General features: G+C 37.5%; 15 protein-coding genes. 6 read left to right on the top strand and 9 right to left on the bottom strand.

Translation table 11 applies throughout. The features are described from left to right. Positions 1-284 precede the first annotated feature (284 nt). Positions 285-1,085, bottom strand: a complete 801-nt coding sequence (coaW, locus tag NST46_RS00935; protein WP_095310930.1) for a type II pantothenate kinase — start codon at positions 1,083-1,085, stop codon at positions 285-287. 106 nt (positions 1,086-1,191) lie between these two features. Further along, positions 1,192-1,884 carry a FadR/GntR family transcriptional regulator gene (locus tag NST46_RS00930; RefSeq protein WP_095310928.1) on the bottom strand — a complete coding sequence of 231 codons (693 nt, stop codon included), beginning with the start codon at positions 1,882-1,884 and terminating at the stop codon, positions 1,192-1,194. A gap of 225 nt (positions 1,885-2,109) precedes the next feature. Between NST46_RS00930 and NST46_RS00925 the strand changes: the two genes are divergently transcribed. From NST46_RS00925 to NST46_RS00915, 3 genes are read left to right on the top strand one after another with little or no spacing between them, the layout of a single operon-like run. Further along, positions 2,110-3,180, top strand: a complete 1,071-nt coding sequence (locus NST46_RS00925; RefSeq protein ID WP_095310926.1) for a tartrate dehydrogenase — start codon at positions 2,110-2,112, stop codon at positions 3,178-3,180. Positions 3,181-3,184: 4 nt separating this feature from the next. After that, entirely contained in the window at positions 3,185-3,931 is a 747-nt protein-coding gene (locus tag NST46_RS00920; protein WP_095310924.1) for an SDR family NAD(P)-dependent oxidoreductase, read from the top strand. Between the two features lie 14 nt (positions 3,932-3,945). Beyond that, entirely contained in the window at positions 3,946-5,388 is a 1,443-nt protein-coding gene (locus NST46_RS00915; RefSeq protein ID WP_118889781.1) for an aldehyde dehydrogenase family protein, read from the top strand. Positions 5,389-5,738: 350 nt separating this feature from the next. Here NST46_RS00915 and NST46_RS00910 read toward each other — a convergent pair whose 3' ends face one another. The 6 genes from NST46_RS00910 to NST46_RS00885 form a co-directional block, all read right to left on the bottom strand. Beyond that, complete coding sequence (locus tag NST46_RS00910; RefSeq protein WP_095310916.1) at positions 5,739-6,554, bottom strand: ABC transporter permease; 816 nt, start codon at positions 6,552-6,554, stop codon at positions 5,739-5,741. Positions 6,555-6,566: 12 nt separating this feature from the next. Beyond that, the gene (locus tag NST46_RS00905) at positions 6,567-7,508 is read right to left on the bottom strand and encodes an ABC transporter permease (protein ID WP_095310914.1); all 942 of its coding nucleotides are present in this window, start codon (positions 7,506-7,508) and stop codon (positions 6,567-6,569) included. Between the two features lie 15 nt (positions 7,509-7,523). Continuing rightward, a complete protein-coding gene (locus NST46_RS00900) occupies positions 7,524-8,981 on the bottom strand; it encodes an ABC transporter substrate-binding protein (RefSeq protein ID WP_095310920.1) in 1,458 nt (485 codons plus the stop codon). Between the two features lie 223 nt (positions 8,982-9,204). After that, on the bottom strand, positions 9,205-10,200 hold the full coding sequence (locus NST46_RS00895; protein WP_341136589.1) for a P1 family peptidase: 996 nt from the start codon (positions 10,198-10,200) through the stop codon (positions 9,205-9,207). A 5-nt stretch (positions 10,201-10,205) separates the two neighbouring features. Then, the gene (locus NST46_RS00890) at positions 10,206-11,225 is read right to left on the bottom strand and encodes an ABC transporter ATP-binding protein (RefSeq protein WP_340002142.1); all 1,020 of its coding nucleotides are present in this window, start codon (positions 11,223-11,225) and stop codon (positions 10,206-10,208) included. Between the two features lie 238 nt (positions 11,226-11,463). Beyond that, the gene (locus NST46_RS00885; RefSeq protein WP_095310901.1) at positions 11,464-12,489 is read right to left on the bottom strand and encodes an ABC transporter ATP-binding protein; all 1,026 of its coding nucleotides are present in this window, start codon (positions 12,487-12,489) and stop codon (positions 11,464-11,466) included. Between the two features lie 579 nt (positions 12,490-13,068). Here NST46_RS00885 and NST46_RS00880 point away from each other — a divergent pair. Beyond that, on the top strand, positions 13,069-13,713 hold the full coding sequence (locus NST46_RS00880; protein WP_251659301.1) for a 5-bromo-4-chloroindolyl phosphate hydrolysis family protein: 645 nt from the start codon (positions 13,069-13,071) through the stop codon (positions 13,711-13,713). Continuing rightward, on the top strand, positions 13,710-14,876 hold the full coding sequence (locus tag NST46_RS00875) for a toxic anion resistance protein (RefSeq protein ID WP_095310897.1): 1,167 nt from the start codon (positions 13,710-13,712) through the stop codon (positions 14,874-14,876). The genes NST46_RS00880 and NST46_RS00875 overlap by 4 nt, the downstream gene beginning before the upstream one ends. A gap of 169 nt (positions 14,877-15,045) precedes the next feature. Here NST46_RS00875 and NST46_RS00870 read toward each other — a convergent pair whose 3' ends face one another. After that, entirely contained in the window at positions 15,046-15,561 is a 516-nt protein-coding gene (locus NST46_RS00870; RefSeq protein WP_095310910.1) for a GbsR/MarR family transcriptional regulator, read from the bottom strand. A gap of 463 nt (positions 15,562-16,024) precedes the next feature. Here NST46_RS00870 and NST46_RS00865 point away from each other — a divergent pair, with 463 nt between their 5' ends. Continuing rightward, positions 16,025-17,251 (top strand): NRAMP family divalent metal transporter, encoded by a 1,227-nt coding sequence (locus tag NST46_RS00865; RefSeq protein ID WP_095310895.1) that lies wholly within the window; start codon positions 16,025-16,027, stop codon positions 17,249-17,251. Positions 17,252-17,317 lie beyond the last annotated feature (66 nt).

Raw genomic sequence — 17,317 nt, 5'->3', positions numbered from 1 at the left:
TTGTTAACCTCCAAAAAGTATTTTCACAGATAAGGGTATCAAAAAGGAGCAGTAAAATCTATGAAACTATAGGGGGAAAACAGATAGCGTATGTTAATCGGATAAAAAATTTAATGGGGTAATCAACCGTGTTGAAAATAATCAAGCTGTAATATTGCTCAAGGAATTAAAAAAAGAGATGATTATCTCCAAAAATCTTCTGCCATCTGAAATCGAAGCCAGTATGTGGCTCTGATTTACATTTAGTACGATTAAAACTAATGAAGTCCATGAATGGGTAATGATTAAGAAATTAAGGCACCTATTGCACCTGCATATGCTCCTTTATCAAGAAAAATTGCTTCATAGGATAGCTTATCTTGAAAACTGCTTAATACCTTTTTAAAAAGAGTATTACCATTTAATGTACTGCCAATAAAAATGATGGTGCTTATGTCTTTTTGGATTGCAACTTGACTAGCAAGTGATATCGTAATTTCTCCAATTAATTGAATAAGTGCAGCCATATGATCTGCTTTTGAGGCTGTTTTATTGAGATTAGCTTTACCAAAATTAGCAGCAGTAAGATCTCCAAAAATAGGAGGCTCATTTGGTGTATAAATATCCCTCACTAATAAATCACTGTTTTCATGATTTCCCTTCTCAGCTAATGCAATAAGTTTTAGAAAACTGCTTTTTCCTGTAATTAATGAACCAAGACCCATTAATGTTCCTCCAGCAACACCGCTTCCAGCAAGGCGCTCAAACTTATGCTTTGTTACATGGAATATTGATGTACCAGTACCGATATTTACAACGAGATAATCCTCTTCCTTTTGTTGCTTTTCTAGGCTTAGTAAATAGCGCGTTCCCTCAATGAGGGATTGGAATTCATCTAAAACACGGATGTTTTGGCTTAGCTGGTGAGAAATCAACTTACGTTTTCCTCCAGTTACATGTAATGTAGCATGAGGAGAAATGAATTGTAACCATTGAAGCAGCTCATTTTTTTCTTGGATGGGATATGTCTTCACGTGAAGCTTTCCATGTTCTTCATAGGCTATTTTTATTAGCGTTCCTCCAGCATCAATTCCGATTCTGTCCATTATATAATCCCTCGCTTTGTTTTTTGTCTTTCTAATAGCATCTCGTAAATGATTAGTTTTGTAAGTAAGATGATTGTTCAATGAAATAAAGAACAACAGGAGTGGTTTAACCAATCCATTCTTTATTATACTTAATCATCTCATCTATCTGCATTTGCGTCAGTGGTTCTTTACTTGAAAGCAATTCTAGGTGGTATTTATGTGCTTTCAGCGTTTTTTCAACATTACATGTATGTTTGGCTTGGAGCATTTTCGGTTTATACAATTCATAAATCGTTTTACCGATTTCAATAATATATTCATTTTCTGTCGTATCCAGTATTGCATAATGGAATGTTAAATCAATTTCTACTAAGTCTTCAATAGAAATATCAGATGCTAGCGTTTCTTTCTGGGATTCATAGACCTGTCTGATCTTTGCAATTTTTTCTTCTGACCAATTTGATTTAATGACATTCATCATTAAAACTTCAAAGTGTTGTCTGAACTCTATCAGTTTATCTAGGCTTTCATTGAGTAATAGCAAACTGAATATCAATGGGTTGAGAGAATCGCTCGTAGGCTGTTTTGTGATAAACATGCCTTCTCCCCGTTTAATTTGCACAATCCCGATTGCCTCCAGTGTCTTAATAGCTTCCCTGATGGGTGTTCTGCTTACACCAAATTGCTCAACCAGCTCCTCTTCAGTTGGTAGTTTATCACCAGGTTTTAACGTACCATTTAATAAATGGGCTTTTATCTGCGCGACAATCTCTGCTGATCGTTTATTTGCTGAACTTAGTTTTGAAAAAGGCTCCATCTTATTCACTCCGGTTTATTATTATTTAATATATTCAGATTTAGATGCGATTTTCTAAAGACTTGTTTAAATATGATATCTGCAAATCCCGATAGATAAAAATAACAAGCTGGGTTCACTCTTGGAAGTATAATGAATTTTTTGATTTTTGTATTTACAATGTTTTGGTTTTATTATACCATATACATAATACGTATGATGTACTGAAGAATGGAGCTGAAAGAAATGAAATACTTTAACATCGCCTCAATTCCAGGTGACGGTATTGGCCCTGATGTTATGCATGAAGGGTATAAGGTATTAAAAGCCCTGGAAAATTTACATGGTGGAATAGTGTTTGAGCGAAACGAATTCGATTGGAATTGTAAGCGTTATCTAGAGACGGGCAAGATGATGCCGGATGATGGTTTAGAGATCCTTAAAGACTATGATGCTATTCTATTTGGTGCGGTAGGAGCACCGGAAGTTCCAGACCATATTTCGGTGTGGGAGCTTATATTGCCAATTCGCAGAGCCTTTCAGCAATATGTAAATTTACGGCCGATTAAGCTATTGAAAGGGATTGAAAGCCCACTGCGTTATAAGTCGGTGGAAGATATCGATTTTACGGTGATTCGGGAAAATACAGAAGGTGAATATTCAAATAGCGGTGGGAAGCTTCATGAGAATACGCCTCACGAAACAGTGATTCAAAACAGTGTTTTCACAAGGTATGGAACAGAACGGATTGTTAAATATGCATTTGAATATGCAAAACAAAAGGGAAGGAGCAAGCTTTCCGTTGCGACAAAATCAAATGCTATGAATTATTCGATGCCGTTTTGGGATGACATCGTCCGTGAAATTGCGAAGGGATATCCATCTATTCCGTTCCATTTATATCATATAGATGCATTGGCTGCCTTTTTTGTCTTAAAGCCAGAAGAATTTGAAGTGGTCGTTGCCAGTAATTTATTTGGCGATATATTAACAGACTTAGGTGCAGCGATTGCAGGTGGTATTGGTATTGCACCATCTGGAAATATCAATCCGGAAGGTACGTATCCATCTATGTTTGAACCAATACACGGATCCGCACCAGATATTGCAGGCAAAGGAATTGCTAATCCCGTTGCACAAATTTGGAGTATCAGTTTGATGCTAGATCATTTCGGTTATATCGATTTAGCTGAGAAGGTTGTACAAGCAATTGAAAGTGTGTTAGTTGAGGGTGATAACATAACACCAGATTTAGGTGGGAATGCATCAACAGCTGAGATGGGAGACAAGATTGTTAATAAAATTCTAGAGGGGTGAACGTGTGAAACAGAAGGAAAAAGTATTTATCGTTACAGGTGCTGGAGGAGGTATGGGTAATGAAGTCGTCTCTACATTACTTTCTGAAGGAGCATTTGTTGTTGGAATTGATATTTCTTTAGAAGGTATGGCACACATTACGCATAATAATTTCCGACAAGAAGAAGTAAATCTTTTAGACAGTAATCGGATTAAGGAAGTGTTTAAACAGATTTTTGAAACATATGGGAAAATAGATGGACTTGTGAATCTGGCGGGGATAGCTCAATCATCAACTCCAATTGAGGATGTTTCTTTAGATTTTTGGAATAAAATCATTGGCATTAATGCTACCTCGATTTTTTTAACATGTAAGGAAGCTGTATCCTATATGAAAAAGCAAGAGGGAGGAGCAATTATAAATGTTGGCTCTGTTTCTGTGGCAAGACCAAGACCCGGTCTTCAATCATATATCGCAACAAAGGGTGCTGTAGAAGCTTTCTCAAGAGCGCTCGCAATTGAAGTTGCCCAAGATAAAATTCGTGTTAATGTACTGCATCCAGGACCAGCGGAAACACAAATGCTTGTGCAATTTCCATCTGAGAAGGACCAAGAAAATGGATTAACACTAGATGATTTTAAAATGAGTGTACCATTAGGTGAACTGATTAAACCGACTGATATTGCGGAAGCGATTAGCTATCTGTTATCAGATGGAGCAAAGATGGTTACTGGGACAACACTCCATGTGGATGGTGGAAGAAGTTTATAGGAAGGGGTAAATAAATGGATAAGATAAAAATGCTGATTAATGGGGAATGGGTTGGAGCTGGAGAAGACGAATGGCTTCCAGTATATAATCCATCAACAGGTGAAAAGCTAGCAGAAATTGTGAATGCGACGGAGAAGCAAATTGATACTGCTGTAGAAGTTGCGCGTGAAGCTTTTGAAAGTAAGGAATGGAAGTCATTTAAACCGTATGAGCGTGGACAGTTGTTAATGGAGCTCGCAACCTATATTCGCGAAAATAAAGATAAGTTAAGTGAGTTGGAATGTCTAGATGTTGGAAAACCGATGACACAAGCAAGGAATGATATCGAAGCAGCTGCAAGATATTTTGAATTCTATGCTGGAGCGGCAGATAAGTTAATGGGGGATAGCATTCCGATTGAAGATGGACTTCTTGATGTAACTGTACTTGAGCCGATGGGAGTGACCGCCCATATAATACCTTGGAACTATCCGATTCAAATTATGTCCAGAAGTGTAGCTGCTGCAATTGCAACAGGTAATGCTGTTATTGTAAAAAGTGCGGAGGATACACCATTGACAGCAAATGCTCTGGCGAAATGGTTCGCTCAATGTAAGTTGCCAAAAGGAATTTTTCAACATGTTACAGGTCTTGGTTCAACTGCAGGCAGCCATCTGGTTTCCCATGAAGGTGTCGATCAAATTACATTCACTGGCTCTGTAAAAACGGGAATTACTGTTATGAAGGCTGCTGCTGAAAGTGTCACTCCAGTAACACTTGAACTAGGAGGGAAATCTCCGAACATCGTGTTTCAGGATGCGGATTTAGAAAAAGCGGCAGAGGGTGTTAAGAATGCAATTGTTCAAAATGCAGGTCAGACATGTTCAGCTGGCTCAAGATTACTTGTGCACTCATCAATTAAAGAGACGTTTGTTAATCAATTGGCAGAAAAATTTGATGCATTAAAAGTTGGTCGGGGAATAGAAGATCCAGACATTGGACCAATTTTAAATAAACGTCAATATGAGAAGATATTGTCTTACTTGGAAATAGGCAAAAAAGAAGGAAAAATTCTTACTGGGGGAGAGCCGGTTAAAGTTGAAGATACAAGTGGCTATTATATTCAACCAACCATTATTGACGGTCTGGAGCATAATAGTACATTGGCACAGGAGGAAATTTTTGGACCGGTTCTTACTGTTTTTACCTTTGAGGATATAGAAGAAGCAATTGCACTTGCAAATCAGACGGAATATGGTTTAGTAACAGGAATTTGGACTTCAAATATTGATACAGCTCATTATACAGCTCAGGGAGTCAAGTCCGGCCAAGTATTTGTAAATAATTATGGTGCTGGTGGCGGAGTTCAAATGCCATTTGGAGGCTATAAAAAAAGCGGAATAGGAAGAGAAAAAGGATTTGAAGCATTGAAGAATTATGTTCAAATTAAAAATATTGCCGTGAAATATAATATGTAAAGAAGGGATGGTTCTTATGCGAGAAGTTGCATAAAAACCATCCCTTTATTTTAGTGTAAGAAAGCATAAAATGTGGATGTAGTATTTCTTTTACCGGAAAGCCACGTCCAGCGCCAGCGCCAGCGCCTAGAGAGACTTCCCTCACCTCCGTACGATAAAGAAGACTTGCCGACTGGCTAAGACATGAGGCCTAGTCGCACTTATACCCTTGCGGTGAAAGTCAACATCGGCATACCCCTGAAGGGACATGTTTCCTTTATCTCCTCCGTAGGAATGTTCGACTGTCGAACCACCCCAGAGTTCGGGGCGCAGTCCGTACGTCGTTAACCGGGCGCTTCCGCTTTTGAGCTTTATTTTGAACGAGGATCCATTAAATCCCTTAATGCGTTGCTTAATAGGTATAACCCCAATACGAGTAATGTGATTGCCCCACCAGGTGCATACGTATACCAAGGAGAGTTGATTAAGTAGCTTTGAGCATCCTTTAACATTCTTCCCCAGCTTGGATCAGGAGGCTGTACGCCTAACCCTAAATAACTGAGTGCTGCTTCTGCTAACATGGCAATTGCAAAGGCAATTGATAGAGCTACAATAATTTGCGAAGAAATGTTTGGTAAAATATGCTTAAACATTATTTTGTAGTTTTTCACTCCGATTAGCTTGGCTGCAGTCACATATTCTGCTTCTTTTTGCTGTACAAAGCCACTCCGTGTTACCCTAGCGATACTTGGAACAGCAATGATGCCAAGTGCAATAGAAGTGTTAATTATTCCTGGACCAAAAACAGCAACAAGCATTAAAGCTAAAATAATCCCTGGGAAAGCCATGAGAGCATCCATTATTCTCATGAACACTTCATCTAGCCATCCACCTGCATAGCCAGCAATTCCTCCAATTAATACACCGAAGAACCCGCCGATCGCAATTGTCAGTATACCTACTAAAAACGCTGTTTGACTGCCTTTTAAAATCCTGCTAAAAATATCACGGCCAAATTCATCTGTCCCAAAGATATGTGTTGTGCTTGGCTCTTTTAGCTTATTCGGAATATCCATTGAATTAACATCGTAAGGAGTATAGAAAAAACTTACAATTAAAATACCGATAAAGGCCAGCAGTATACCCGATCCCAATAGGAGATTGATATTTTTTTTATGTTTTTGCATGGTTTACACTCCCTAACGTAACCGGATTCTTGGATCAACGACAGAATATAAAATGTCCACAAGAAAGTTGATACATACAACGGCAACAGTTATATACATAACGATTCCTTGTACGAGTGGAAAATCCCGATTGCTTATCGATGTGATTAACAATTGACCTATTCCAGGCAAAGCAAAGACTTGTTCAACGATAATTGTCCCTGCTACAATTTCGGCAGTGATCAATCCGAAAATAGTGAGAATCGGGATCATTGCATTTTTCAAGATATGTTTATAAACAACGATTTTCTCTGGTAACCCTTTACTTCGAATCGTTCTTACATAATCAAGCTGCACCTGCTCTAAAATCGACGTCCGAACATATCGGAATTTAACAGCAACCTGTGGAATAGCAATTGTTAGTGCAGGTAATAGCAGTGTACTTAATGCACCCTGAATACTTTCAGTCCATGGAATATATCCATTAATTCGGAAAAAGTCTACATTCATCCCGATATAGAGAATAAAAATCATTCCGAGCCAGAAGGAGGGGACCGCCATCCCCAATTGGGTCACAGATGATAAAACGACATCACTAGCTTTATTTTTTCGGCGAGCTGCGAAAATCCCTAGCGGAAGTGCAACAAGTAAAACGATTAGTAATGCTATACTTGCTACAGATAATGTCACGGGTAACCGTTCCATTAGTAATGTACTGACTGGCATTGAAAAACGGATTGAATTCCCTAAATCACCAGTGAACAGTCCCTTAATCCAAGTGAAGTACTGTTCATACAAAGGACGGTCTAAACCTAACTCGCTTCTTAAATTTTCAATTTGCGTCTCATCCGCCTCAGTTCCGAGCATTGTTCGAATTGGATCACCTGGTAATACTTGAAAGACTGCAAACGTAATGACCGACACTAGTGCTACCGTTATAAAAAGTAAAATGATGCGACGAAGATAAAAGAACATAGTACCAGCCCTTCACTATTCGAATTTAACTTCTTTCATATCATGGAACCAGAATGGATAACTTTTTAGACCTGTAATATTATTCGTAGATCCCCACAGAATTTGATAATCAGCAATATAAACAGCCGGTACTTGTTCATTTAAAATTTCCTGAGCACGTTGATAGTATTCAATCTGCTTATCCCGATTTGATTCCAATAGCACATCTGACATGACTTGGTCAAATTCCTCATTATCGAAGAGGAAGAAATTCTCCGCATCGTTTTCTGAAATGTAGTCATTAAGAACCTCATAAGCAGATGGACGTCCTGTTAAATCAATGGTTGTCATTTCATAATCCCGACCGGAGTAAACACGCTCTAACCAAATTCCCCATTCAACTACCTCAATCTCAACATCAATTCCAATTTCTTTTAAGTTCTCAACTGCAATCTGAGCAATACTGGAGTATATATCATTATGTGAAGATACGGTTATTTTTGTTGAAAATCCATTGGGGTAACCAGCCTCTGCAAGAAGTTCCTTTGCTTTTTCTACATCACGGTTATAAACCTCCTGAAGTCCGTCTAAGTAATAATCTCCCATAGCAGGGCTCATATTTGACCCAATTGGCGTTGCATAGCCAGAGAATACAGAATCAATAATATCCTGCTTATTAATTGCATAGTTAATTGCTTGTCGAACCTTTACATCATTAAATGGTTCTTTATCACCATTAAATGTAATAATTAAGCTAGAATTGTTATTTTGATGTGAAACATTATAGTTACCTTCTACTTCAGAAACACGATGTCCAGGAATCCCTGTTAGATTAACCTCATTTGCTAATAGGTTCATTACAGCTGCTTGGTCATCAGATTGAAAGATAAAATTTACTTTTTCTAAATATGGCAAGCCTTCTTGCCAATATCCCTCATGTTTTTTCAGTTCCAAACTTGATCCAGGTGAATAGTTCACAAAGGCGAAAGGTCCTGTACCAATTGGATTTTCATTATGCTTCCCATCATTACTTTTTGGTATAATCGCTGATTGTAATGCGGTTAATGAGTATAGAAAGTTCGAGTTTGGTTCTTTTAATGTCATAACAAAGGTTGTGTCATCCAGTGTGTCAATGGAATCAACATTATCAAAGTTATTGGATAATTTTTCTCCACCAGCTAGTCCCATTAAACGCTCAAATGTATACATAATATCATCAATTGTTAAATCTTCACCGTTATGAAAAGTAATCCCTTCACGGATTTTAAAGGTATACGTTAAACCATCATCAGATACTTCATAGCTCTCTGCAACCCCTTCAGTTAAGGAGCCGTCTTGTTCTGGAATAAATAACCCTTCGAACATATTTAAAATCATTTGGAAGGAAATTGATGCTGTTGCATGGTGTGGATCTAAAAAGTCTGGATCGTCATTGATACGAACGCGAATTTCCTGTGCTTGTGACGACGATTGTCCATTTGTATCACCACTCATTGCTGTAGAACTATTATCTCCCTCTGAATTTGAACAAGCACCGATTAAAAATAGAACGCAAACCAAAACGAATGATAACCAACATTTTCTCTTTAACACTGCATTCACCCCTTTTATTTAGTAAAGATACTATAAAATTTAGCTGGAGGTATTCCTTATATCGGAAGAACCAAACCTGCAAAGCATAAAGTTCTAACGAAACTTTCTTCACTTCTGTACGTTGTTAACCAGATATTTCTGTTTTTCTCTCTTGTAAACTAGTATAACTTTCCATATGATTAATAGATTCTGCTGCTTTAACAGCTTTTACAATTGCCTGTTCCATTGATTCAGCTGCAAGTGCACCTAAGTAATCCACTGGATATTTCTTCGTTCCTGTTCCCAACACAAAAATAGTATCGCCATCAAACATTGTGTGAACAGGGAATATTGTTCGTGCTAAAGCATTTTGTGTAAGGCTAGCAATCTTCTTAGCCTCAGCTTTTGTTAGTTTTGCATTCATTGCAACAACTCCAATGGTTGTGTTTGCTCCTGGCTGGGCTTGATGTGTCTGGTTCTGTTTTATGTAGTCGTTACAATTGATGAATATAGACGCATCGGGGTCCCAAGCTCCGGCAAGTATTGTATTTGTATCCGGATTTTTGATATCTCCCACGGCATTTACAGAAACAATTGCTCCGACAATTAAATCAGAAGCACCCGCAAGGGATGAACTACCTAACCCTGATTTCATTGCCTTTTCAGGACCAGCTAGTTTTCCCACTGTTGCTCCACAGCCGGCGCCAACATTACCCAGAGGAAAATCCCCAACTCTAGCTTTTTTAGCAGATTCATAGCCCATTTGGAGATTAGGTCGAACGTTGGAATCTCCAATATTAAGATCAAAAATAACAGCACTTGGAACAATTGGCACTTTTGCAACGCCAACGTTAAATCCAATATTTTCCTCCTCTAAATACTGCATAACCCCAGACGCTGCTTCTAAACCGTAAGCACTCCCGCCAGCTAAGCAAATTGCATGCACTTCTTGAATTGCATTAATGGGATCAAGTGCATCCGTTTCTCTTGTGCCTGGAGCAGAACCACGGACATCGACACCGCAACTAGCGCCGTACTCAGCTATAATGGAGGTACAACCAGTTAATGCGTCTATATCCTCTACATTGCCTACTTTGATACCGGGAACATCTGTGATATTGTGATATTTCAGCAAATTCATCACCCTTAAACTTCAATTGTATGATATGGATCATTTTCTTTTGTTTCTTCTTTCTTATATAAAAAGCATGCTACTTGTTGCTCTGCATTGATGTCCTGTAGTTGTGGGCGTTTCTCTCTGCATATATCCATTGCGAACGGACACCTCGTGTGAAAAGCACAGCCAACTGGTGGATCTACTGGACTTGGCAATTCACCAGAAATCATAATTTCTTCTCGTTTATTCTCAAAATCAACAACAGGTATAGACGAGAGCAGTGCTTTTGTATAAGGATGCAGTGGGTTCTTATAAATAGATTCCTTCGTCCCTATTTCTACAATTCTTCCTAAATACATGACAGCTACTCGATCACTGATGTGTTTGATGACACTTAAATCATGGGAGATAAATAAGTAAGTTAAGTGAAACTCATCCTGTAAATCCATCATCAGATTCAAAACTTGAGATTGAATGGAAACATCAAGAGCACTTACTGGTTCATCTGCAATGACAAATTTTGGGTTAATAGCAAGTGCTCGAGCAATGCCAATACGTTGGCGCTGGCCTCCCGAAAATTCGTGGGGGAACTTTTTTAATGCTTCCTCCGATAAACCAACCTTTTCAATCAATTCTTTTATTCTGCTTTTTCTTTCTGATTTTGATAATCTTGTATGCATTTTAATCGGTTCTTCAATGATTTCTTCAATTCTCATTCTGGGATTGAGTGATCCAAAGGGGTCTTGAAATATCACTTGCATCTGATTTCGAATTACCTGCAATTCCTTTGGTTTTAAGTTTTCAATATGCTGACCTTCGAAAATAATTTCACCCTCGGTTGGCTCAACCAGCCTTAAAATTGTACGGCCAAATGTGGATTTTCCAGATCCGGATTCTCCAACAATACCGAGTGTTTCTCCCTTATAAACGGTAAGTGAGATATCATCAACTGCTTTTAATACCGGCTTTTTTCCAATTTTATTTGCCTTCACTGGAAAATAAGTTTTTAAGTTAAATACTTCCAGTAATACTTCTTGTTTTTTCGTCAACTGCTTGTCCTCCTTTCGCGTGCTGGAAGAAAGTATAAAATATGACTGAATTACTTCATGTACCGGAATAGCCTAGTCCAGCTCCAGCGCCCAGCGACTAGCGAAACTTCCCTCACCTCCGTACGATACAGAAGACTTGCCGACTGGCCGTGCCAGAGGCTTAGTCGCACTTATACCCTTGTGGTGAAAGTCAACATCAACTTCCTTAAGTCGTTGTGTTTCCTTTATCTCCTCGGGTTCAGTCCAGTCCGTACGTCGCTATCCGGGCGCTTCCGCTTTTGTTCACATGGAGGTGGCAACGGACCTGATGTCCATCTGATATACTGTCTAATGCTGGAGCAACCTCTTTGCAAATATCCATTGCAAACTCGCATCTGTCAGCAAAGCGACAGCCTTTTGGAAATTTATGTGCAGGGGGAACGTTTCCAGGAATGGAAGGTAATCTTCGCATATTTTGTTCCAAGCTCGGAATTGTTCGAAGCAGGGCTGCTGTGTACGGATGTTTTGGATTTAAAAATAATTCTTTAACTTGCGCTTCCTCAACAATCTGACCACCATACATGACTAACACGCGATCAGCAGTTTCTGCTACAACCCCCATGTCGTGCGTGATTAATAAAATTGAAGAATTAAACGTGTCTTTCATTTTAAGCATTAATTTTAGAATTTGTGCTTGAACAGTTACATCTAGGGCAGTTGTTGGCTCATCAGCAATGAGCAATTTTGGATTATTCGACATTGCAATGGCAATCATGACGCGTTGGCGCATTCCACCGGATAACTGATGAGGATATTCGTGTAATACTTTTTCTGGATTTGCAATCCCAACAAGTTTTAATAACTCCAGTGCACGTTGTTTCGCTTCTTTTTTAGAGATACGTTGATGGTATATAATAGATTCTATCAACTGGTTTTCGATCCGAAAGACAGGGTCGAGGGATGTCATGGGTTCTTGGAAAATCATGCCGATGTCCTCACCACGAACCTTTCTCATTCTTTTTTCAGTGTAGCTAAGTAAATCCTGCCCATCCAGTTCAATCGAACCACCTACTATCTTCCCAGGTGGAATGGGAATTAGTCGCATAATGGAAAGGGAAGTAACACTTTTTCCGCTACCTGATTCGCCAACTAATGCTACCGTTTCTCCCTTATTTATGAAAAAACTAACACCATCAACTGCCTTTGCAATTTTATTGTGGCCAACTTCAAAATTAACTTTTAGATCCTTTACTTCGAGAAGTTTCTCTGTCCCTAGTTGTTTCATACTACCACCTCATTCATTTAAGAATTGCAATGCAGCGTCTGTTTAAATATGACTTTTCGAAACATTAGCTCCAAAAATAAATTAAATAATATTCAGATATTATTATATAAGATAAATGATATAGATGTAAATTTCAATAGCTATATGTGTATCCTTTATTTACCGCATGCACTATTTTTGCTAATCTACTAGCCTAAAGAAGAATACTGATATTTTTTGAAAACGTTACCATTTTATGGTATTTAAACATTAATTCTAAATATTTGGATATATGAATTATAGTGGATAATTACAGTTGCTTCATTAGACATTTTGTAAAGTGTGCAGCGATATGTATTGACCTTTTGTATGATGTTTGTTTTAAATAGTTTAGTACTAAAACCTTCGTCAAAACTTGATCATACTTTAGTTCGAACATAAAAAAATTGAAACCTATTGCGAGTCTTTATCGTAATAGTATAATGGTAGGAGAATGATTTTATTTAATAATTGACTTTAATGGTAGTTCAAAAAGTCTGGGGAGAATGACATGACCTTTTTGAACTTGTATAGAGGAATTTCGAATAGGAGTTGATGGATTTGAGGGCGTTTTTACAATTTATTATTCAATCCATGCTTGGTTTTACTGGTACGATATTAACATGGCTTGTTAGCTTTTTCGCTTTTAGTCAAACCTTTTTATTATCAAGTTTGATCGCATTAGGGGGAGGTATTGTATTTTTCATTACTTCCAAGCAAATTTTGGATTATCGGTATGTGAAAAGAAATGGGTTGACAAGAAGAGAATACAAATTTATCGAATCAAACTTAAAAGAAGCAAAGCAAAAGATTTCCCGTTTGCAAAAAGCGTTATTTCGTGTTCGCTCACTGCAGGATGCCAAACGAAATTTGGAAATTGCCCGTACAGCTCAAAAAATATATATAAATGCAAAGCGGGATCCAAATCGTTTTTATCAAGCAGAAGGATTTTTCTATAATCATTTGGACTCTCTTGTAGAGCTAGCAGAAAAATACGCTTTTTTGGCAACACAGCCTGCTAAAACCAGAGAAATGGAAAGCTCGCTAAGACAAACACGTCAAACAATTACAACGCTTGGAGAAACGATAAAAAAAGATTTACATGTTATGCTTAATGATGATATGGATACGTTACACTTCGAACTTGATGTTGCAAAGCAGTCCATTCATCGGATGAATAAGAACAACAAGGGGATGATGAAATGAGTGAACACAATCAACATAAAGCTTCACAAGCAATTGATGATATATTAGCAAACCCATTTGGGGGAGAGTCTAAATACTCCTCATCAGAAACTTTAGCACAGCAAAATGCAGACAAGCCTGAGAAGTTGATTCATACGTTATCGAAAGAAAATCAAGCAAGAGCAATACAATTGGCAGAACAAATTGATCCGAAAAATAACGGGTCGATTGCACAATATGGAACAGAGGCACAATCAAAACTATTGAATTTTTCGCATGGAATGCTAGAGCACGTGCAAAAACAGGATGTTGGCGAGATCGGTTCCATTTTAAGTGATTTAATGAAGAAGCTTGAGCAAGTTAATCCAGACGAGCTTCGACCAGAAAAACGTGGCTTGCTTTCTCGAATGTTTGGTAAAATTTCTGGTACGGTAAATGAGATTTTATCAAAATATCAAAAGACAGGTGCTCAAATCGATCGTATTCGAGTGAAACTAGATCGAAGCAAGGATGCATTGATTACTGATAATGGCATGCTGGAACAGCTCTTTGATCAAAACAGAGATTATTATGACGCATTGAATATATATATTGCCGCCGGTGAAGTAAAGCTGGAAGAACTGGAAACCAAATTAATTCCGGAATTAAAGCAAAAAGCAGAAATTAATCAAAGCCAAATGGATTTTCAAGAAGTGAATGATCTCATGCAATTTGCTGATCGTTTGGAGAAACGGACGCATGATTTAAAATTAAGCAGACAAATTACGATGCAAACTGCTCCGCAAATTCGTTTGATTCAAAATACAAATCAAGCACTTGTTGAAAAAATTCAATCATCTATCTTAACAGCTATTCCGTTATGGAAAAATCAAGTTGCGATTGCATTAACGCTGTTACGGCAGCGCAACGCGGTAGAAGCGCAAAAACAAGTATCGAAAACAACGAATGAACTTTTGCTGAAAAATGCGGAAATGTTAAAAACAAATACGATTGAAACAGCAAAAGAGAATGAACGCGGACTTGTTGATATTGATACGTTGAAGCAGACACAGGAGCATTTAGTTTCTACGATTGAAGAAACGATTCAAATTCAAACAGAAGGACGTGCGAAGCGCAATCAAGCAGAGCAAGAGTTGATTGGCATGGAGGAAGAACTAAAGCAGAAGTTATTAGAATTGCGATAACACATTTGTGAGCTGGAGAACCCTCAATTGCATTAAATCCTTTAAATAAAGCTGTTGGTTTTAATCAAAATCAACAGCTTTTGTTTGGCAAATATTGGATGATATATAGAAAAAACGTTTTTAGATATCTTGAATCTTTAATTTAGTTCTGAAAAAACCTATCTAACAATTATTTCTCTTTGGGGACATGATTAAATACTTCTCCGCTATCAAAAAACTCAACTAAACGATGAAGCCAGTCATAATAGTTTAACCATTCTTTTGTTTCACTTAACAAATCATTAATTTTTGCTTCTGTTTCTTCATTTATTGTTTCGTTTTCAAGGAGGTTTGCTAATTCGGCAGATAACTTTTTACCAACTAACCTATTCCGCTTAATTGCACGCTGCCAACCGGATGTAAATAAAGAAATAAAGGTCTGGTAATAATCCTGCTCCACATTATAAATGTCTTTGCGAACCCCTTTTTCAAATACCTTCTCGGCAATATTATGATCGACCATTTCACGAACGACTTGACTCATTCTCGTTTTGCTCATTCCAGTAGCTTCAGATAGTTCGTCCAATGTCATCGGATTTCGATTAATATATATGATGCCTAGCACCCTGCCCACAGTTGTAGAAATCCCATACATCCGCATATTATCCGCGATATTTTCAATAAATTTATCTTCAATTTGCATCATTTTTAAAGATGCCTTTTCTTCCAATAGGCTCACCTACCAATTATCAACTTTATTAAGCCACTTTACCACAGAATGTTAAAAAATTAAACTCTAATAATAGAGTGTAAAATAGAGTAAATGTAAGGATACATTAGAAAAGTTTAGCTTATACTAATTATAATCTTATTGTATATAAAAAGTTTACATTTTATCCAGTTTGTAAAATTATTATTTTAGATATTGAATCACTGTTAGAATATCTACATCTAGGTTTCCTCATTTTTGAAATATATACATGCTCATGATAGGTAATTGAAAGTGAGTTATCTTCTGCTGTGAGCATAGAATTTATAATTTCTTGATGGGAATAATTAGTTCAAAAGTTATCAAAAATACGTTTTGTGCTATAATAATAAAATCTTTCTTCATTTCATTCGATAATTGACAATCAATCTGGGGTATTTCAACATAGGAGTGTGACATCATGACAGATAAAAATAGAGGTCATCATGTGATGACAGAGAAAGACAAGAAAAGCAGGAGAAATTCGTTAATTGGTGCTGCTTTTCTAATGGCTACATCAGCAGTTGGGCCAGGTTTTTTAACACAAACAGCGTATTTTACAGAAGCACTATTGGCAAGTTTCGGCTTTGTTATTTTAGCTTCGATCATATTAGATATCGGTGCGCAGTTAAATGTCTGGAGAATAATTACGGTTTCGAAGATGCGTGGTCAGGAGATTGCCAATGCAGTTTTACCTGGATTAGGCTTCGTTGTAGCAATATTTATTGTAATTGGTGGAATTGCCTTCAATATTGGAAATATTGGTGGATCAGGTCTAGGTATTAATGCAATGCTAGGAATCGATCCGAGAATTGGTGCTGTCATTACGGCGGGAATTGCTATTTTTGTGTTTTTATCAAAAGAAGCAGGAGCTGCTATGGATCAAATTGTAAAATGGCTTGGGGCATTGCTTATTATCCTTATTGCTTATGTAATGTTTGTGAGTCAACCACCGGTTGGTGAAGCAATTTACCGATCCTTTGTTCCTTTGGAGCTTGATGTATACGCAATTATCACAATTGTTGGTGGTACAGTTGGAGGATACATAACATTCTCTGGTGGGCATCGATTATTAGATGCGGGTATTTCTGGGAAGGAAAGTATTCCTGAAGTAAATCGAACATCCGTCATGGGAATTCTAATTGCTTCTGCGATTCGAATTTTACTGTTTTTAGCAGTACTTGGGGTAGTTTCAGCCGGTGTATCTTTAGATCCGGATAATCCTGCTGCAACTGTATTTCAATATGCTGCAGGTGAATTTGGCTATCGTATGTTTGGTCTTGTACTCTGGGTTGCGGCAATTACCTCAGTTATTGGTGCAGCATACACATCTGTATCATTTTTACGCACATTCCACGAAAAAATTGATCAATATTATCGTTATTGGATAATTGGGTTTATATTATTATCAACCCTCATTTTTGTGTTTATTGGCCAAGCTGTTACATTGCTCGTGTTTGCTGGTGCTGTAAATGGTTTAATTTTACCATTGACATTAGGGTCTATTCTGCTTGCTGCACATAATACAAAAATTGTCGGTGATTATAAACATCCTGTCTGGTTGACTGTTTTTGGTATAATTATAGTAGTGCTGACAACGTTCCTTGGAATTAGAACACTAATTCAAACATTGCCGCAACTTTTCTAATGTTGCGCAGTAATATTTTTTAAGATATAACTTTGTTTTTTATATATAATAGTGCGTGTTCAAAAA

It is taken from the genome of Oceanobacillus sp. FSL W7-1309 (genome assembly GCF_038002145.1).
GTDB lineage: Bacteria > Bacillota > Bacilli > Bacillales > Amphibacillaceae > Oceanobacillus > Oceanobacillus profundus.
The sequence above is the reverse complement of the archived record's forward strand: the minus strand, read 5'-3'. Positions and strand labels throughout refer to the sequence as shown.

Bases quoted from the DNA above. Each gene is read 5' to 3' on its own strand.
- NST46_RS00930 (WP_095310928.1), bottom strand. From the start codon at position 1,884: ATGGAGCCTTTTTCAAAACTAAGTTCAGCAAATAAACGATCAGCAGAG.
- NST46_RS00925 (WP_095310926.1), top strand. From the start codon at position 2,110: ATGAAATACTTTAACATCGCCTCAATTCCAGGTGACGGTATTGGCCCT.
- NST46_RS00915 (WP_118889781.1), top strand. From the start codon at position 3,946: ATGGATAAGATAAAAATGCTGATTAATGGGGAATGGGTTGGAGCTGGA.
- coaW (WP_095310930.1), bottom strand. From the start codon at position 1,085: ATGGACAGAATCGGAATTGATGCTGGAGGAACGCTAATAAAAATAGCC.
- NST46_RS00905 (WP_095310914.1), bottom strand. From the start codon at position 7,508: ATGTTCTTTTATCTTCGTCGCATCATTTTACTTTTTATAACGGTAGCA.
- NST46_RS00885 (WP_095310901.1), bottom strand. From the start codon at position 12,489: ATGAAACAACTAGGGACAGAGAAACTTCTCGAAGTAAAGGATCTAAAA.
- NST46_RS00870 (WP_095310910.1), bottom strand. From the start codon at position 15,561: ATGATGCAAATTGAAGATAAATTTATTGAAAATATCGCGGATAATATG.
- NST46_RS00865 (WP_095310895.1), top strand. From the start codon at position 16,025: ATGACAGATAAAAATAGAGGTCATCATGTGATGACAGAGAAAGACAAG.
- NST46_RS00910 (WP_095310916.1), bottom strand. From the start codon at position 6,554: ATGCAAAAACATAAAAAAAATATCAATCTCCTATTGGGATCGGGTATA.
- NST46_RS00895 (WP_341136589.1), bottom strand. From the start codon at position 10,200: ATGAATTTGCTGAAATATCACAATATCACAGATGTTCCCGGTATCAAA.
- NST46_RS00875 (WP_095310897.1), top strand. From the start codon at position 13,710: ATGAGTGAACACAATCAACATAAAGCTTCACAAGCAATTGATGATATA.
- NST46_RS00900 (WP_095310920.1), bottom strand. From the start codon at position 8,981: ATGAGTGGTGATACAAATGGACAATCGTCGTCACAAGCACAGGAAATT.